Raw genomic sequence first — 3012 nt, 5'->3', positions numbered from 1 at the left:
CGTCGTCTTCCCACGTCCGACAGATCCGGCCGTCCACATCAACGCCCGGCTCCATCAGCAGGAGAGCGGAAACGGAAGAGTCCACGCCGCCGGACATGCCGACAATGACGCGCTTCTTGGATGTGTCAGAAGGGGCTGGATCACGCATAGGGATTCAATGAGTGTCTTGAAAAAGGACGCGATTCTAGCAGGCTCGCGGCCTCAAGGCTAAAGAGAAGGGCGGATCAGTTCGAGGCTGAAGTGATGGCCGGCCAGATAATCGTCGATGCAACGGATGATCAGCTCACTGCGCCAGTTGTCGCGCTGGGTGATTAATTCGTCGCGGGTCAGCCACTTGGCGCCGACGATGCCGTCGTCGAGCTGGTAATCCGCGTTGTGTTTTACCGCTTTGGCGCTGAAGCACACGCGCTGGTAGGTCACGCCGTTGCTCGGCGCGGTGTACAGGTAAATGCCGATGACGCCGGTGGGTTCGACGTCCCAGCCGGTTTCTTCGAGGGTTTCGCGCACGGCGGCGTCGATCAGGGTTTCGTCCGGGTCGAGATGGCCGGCGGGCTGGTTGAGCACATTACGCCCGGCCTTGTGTTCCTCGACCATCAGGAAGCGACCGTTGTCCTCGACGATGGTGGCGACGGTGATGTGGGGGAGCCAATCCATAAGTCTTCCTCTGTAAAATCTTCGGTGCATTGAAGATCAAAAGATCGCAGCCTTCGGCAGCTCCTACAAGGATCAATGTAGGAGCTGCCGAAGGCTGCGATCTTTTGATCTTGAGCAGAAACACAAACCCCGGCACAGGGCCGGGGTTTGATTACAGCGCTACAACTTTAAACCAGCGCAGCAATCGCCGCGTTGAGGGTTGCGCTTGGGCGCATGGCCTTGCTGATCAGCTCGGCATTGGCGTGGTAGTAACCGCCGATGTCGACTGGCTTGCCCTGAACAGCGTTGAGCTCGGCAACGATGGTTGCTTCGTTTTCGGTCAGAGTCTTGGCCAGCGTCGCGAACTGCGCTTGCAGTGCAGCGTCTTCAGTCTGGGCGGCCAGGGCCTGAGCCCAGTACATCGCCAGGTAGAAGTGGCTGCCGCGGTTGTCGATGTTGCCGACTTTGCGCGATGGCGACTTGTTGTTGTCGAGGAACTGGCCAGTCGCCTGATCCAGGGTTTTCGACAGCACCAGCGCTTTCGGGTTGTTGTAGTTCACACCCAGATGCTCGAGGGATGCCGCCAGTGCGAGGAACTCGCCCAGCGAATCCCAGCGCAGGAAGTTCTCTTCAACCAGTTGCTGCACGTGCTTCGGCGCCGAACCGCCGGCGCCGGTTTCGAACAGGCCACCGCCGTTCATCAGCGGCACGATCGACAGCATCTTGGCGCTGGTGCCCAGTTCCATGATCGGGAACAGGTCGGTCAGGTAGTCGCGCAGTACGTTGCCGGTCACCGAAATGGTGTCCTTGCCTTCGCGGGTGCGCTGCAGGGTGAACTTCATTGCGTCGACCGGCGCCATGATCTGGATGTCCAGACCGGCAGTGTCGTGATCCTTCAGGTAGGCCTGAACTTTCTCGATCACTACGCCGTCGTGAGCGCGCATTGGGTCGAGCCAGAAGATCGCTGGCGTGCTGCTTGCGCGAGCACGGTTGACGGCCAGTTTGACCCAGTCCTGGATCGGCGCGTCTTTGGTCTGGCACATGCGGAAGATGTCGCCGGCTTCAACAGCCTGCTCCATCAGCAGGGTGCCTTTGCTGTCGGTGACGCGAACAACGCCGTCAGCCTTGATCTGGAAAGTCTTGTCGTGCGAGCCGTACTCTTCGGCTTTCTTCGCCATCAGACCAACGTTTGGCACGCTGCCCATGGTGGTCGGATCGAAAGCGCCATTGGCTTTGCAATCTTCGATCACCGCCTGGTAAATGGTTGCGTAGCAACGATCCGGGATCACCGCCTTGGTGTCGTGCAACTGACCGTCAGTGCCCCACATCTTGCCGGAGTCACGGATCATCGCTGGCATCGAGGCGTCGACGATAACGTCGCTCGGCACGTGCAGGTTGGTGATGCCTTTGTCGGAGTTGACCATCGCCAGCGATGGACGAGCGGCGTAGACCGCAGCCATGTCGGCTTCGATCTGCGCTTGTTGCTCGGCCGGCAGGGCCTTGATGCGCGCGTACAGATCGCCGATGCCGTTGTTCAGGTTGAAGCCGATCTCGGCCAGCACGGCAGCGTGCTTGGTCAGTGCGTCTTTATAGAACTCGGCAACGATCTGGCCGAACATGATCGGGTCGGAGACCTTCATCATGGTCGCTTTCAGGTGCACCGAGAGCAGCACGCCTTGAGCCTTGGCGCTTTCGATTTCAGCGGCGATGAACGCGCGCAGGGCGTTTTTGCTCATCACGGCGCAGTCGAGGATCTCGCCGGCCTGAACGGTGGTTTTTTCTTTCAGGACGGTAGCGGTACCGTCCTTGGCGATCAGCTCGATCTTCACGGCGTCAGCGGCGTCGATCAGAGCAGCTTTTTCGCTGCCGTAGAAATCGCCGGTGCTCATGTGAGCGACGTGGGACTTGGAGTCTTTGGCCCAGGCGCCCATTTTGTGCGGGTGCTTGCGTGCGTAGTTCTTCACCGACAGCGGAGCGCGACGGTCAGAGTTGCCTTCACGCAGAACCGGGTTCACGGCGCTGCCCTTGACCTTGTCGTAACGCGCCTTGGCGTCTTTGTCGGCGTCGCTGGTTACGGTTTCCGGGTAGTCCGGCAGGTTGTAACCCTGAGCTTGCAGCTCTTTGATCGCGGCTTGCAGCTGTGGCACCGAAGCGCTGATGTTCGGCAGCTTGATGATGTTGGCTTCAGGCGTAACGGCCAGGTCGCCCAGTTCGGCGAGGTGGTCGGCTACGGCTTTGTCGCCCAGTTGCTCGGGGAAGCTGGCCAGAATGCGCGCTGCAAGAGAGATATCGCGGGTTTCCACGGCGATATCGGCCGAAGCGGTGTACGCCTCGATGATCGGCAGCAGGGAATAGGTGGACGCGATCAAGGCTGAAGGC

2 protein-coding genes and 1 pseudogene are annotated in these 3012 nt (G+C 60.0%); all 3 read right to left on the bottom strand.

What is annotated here, in order from left to right:
• A pseudogene (mnmA, locus tag ACIF4X_RS29150) lies at window positions 1-148 on the bottom strand (tRNA 2-thiouridine(34) synthase MnmA); the annotation flags it as partial.
• Window positions 149-207: 59 nt separating this feature from the next.
• Window positions 208-654, bottom strand: a complete 447-nt coding sequence (locus ACIF4X_RS29145) for an NUDIX hydrolase (protein WP_397484683.1) — start codon at window positions 652-654, stop codon at window positions 208-210.
• A 167-nt stretch (window positions 655-821) separates the two neighbouring features.
• Window positions 822-3002: an NADP-dependent isocitrate dehydrogenase gene (locus ACIF4X_RS29140; protein WP_397484684.1), complete on the bottom strand. Its 2181-nt coding sequence runs from the start codon at window positions 3000-3002 to the stop codon at window positions 822-824.
• Window positions 3003-3012: the final 10 nt, after the last annotated feature.

The organism is Pseudomonas sp. NPDC085632, from assembly GCF_044541255.1.
Taxonomy (GTDB): Bacteria; Pseudomonadota; Gammaproteobacteria; order Pseudomonadales; family Pseudomonadaceae; genus Aquipseudomonas.
Note: the sequence above shows the minus strand (reverse complement) of the source record. Positions and strands in the feature narration are given on the sequence as shown.

What these genes read in the sequence shown, in the direction of transcription:
- ACIF4X_RS29145 (WP_397484683.1), bottom strand. Translation starts at nt 654, where the DNA reads ATGGATTGGCTCCCCCACATCACCGTCGCCACCATCGTCGAGGACAAC.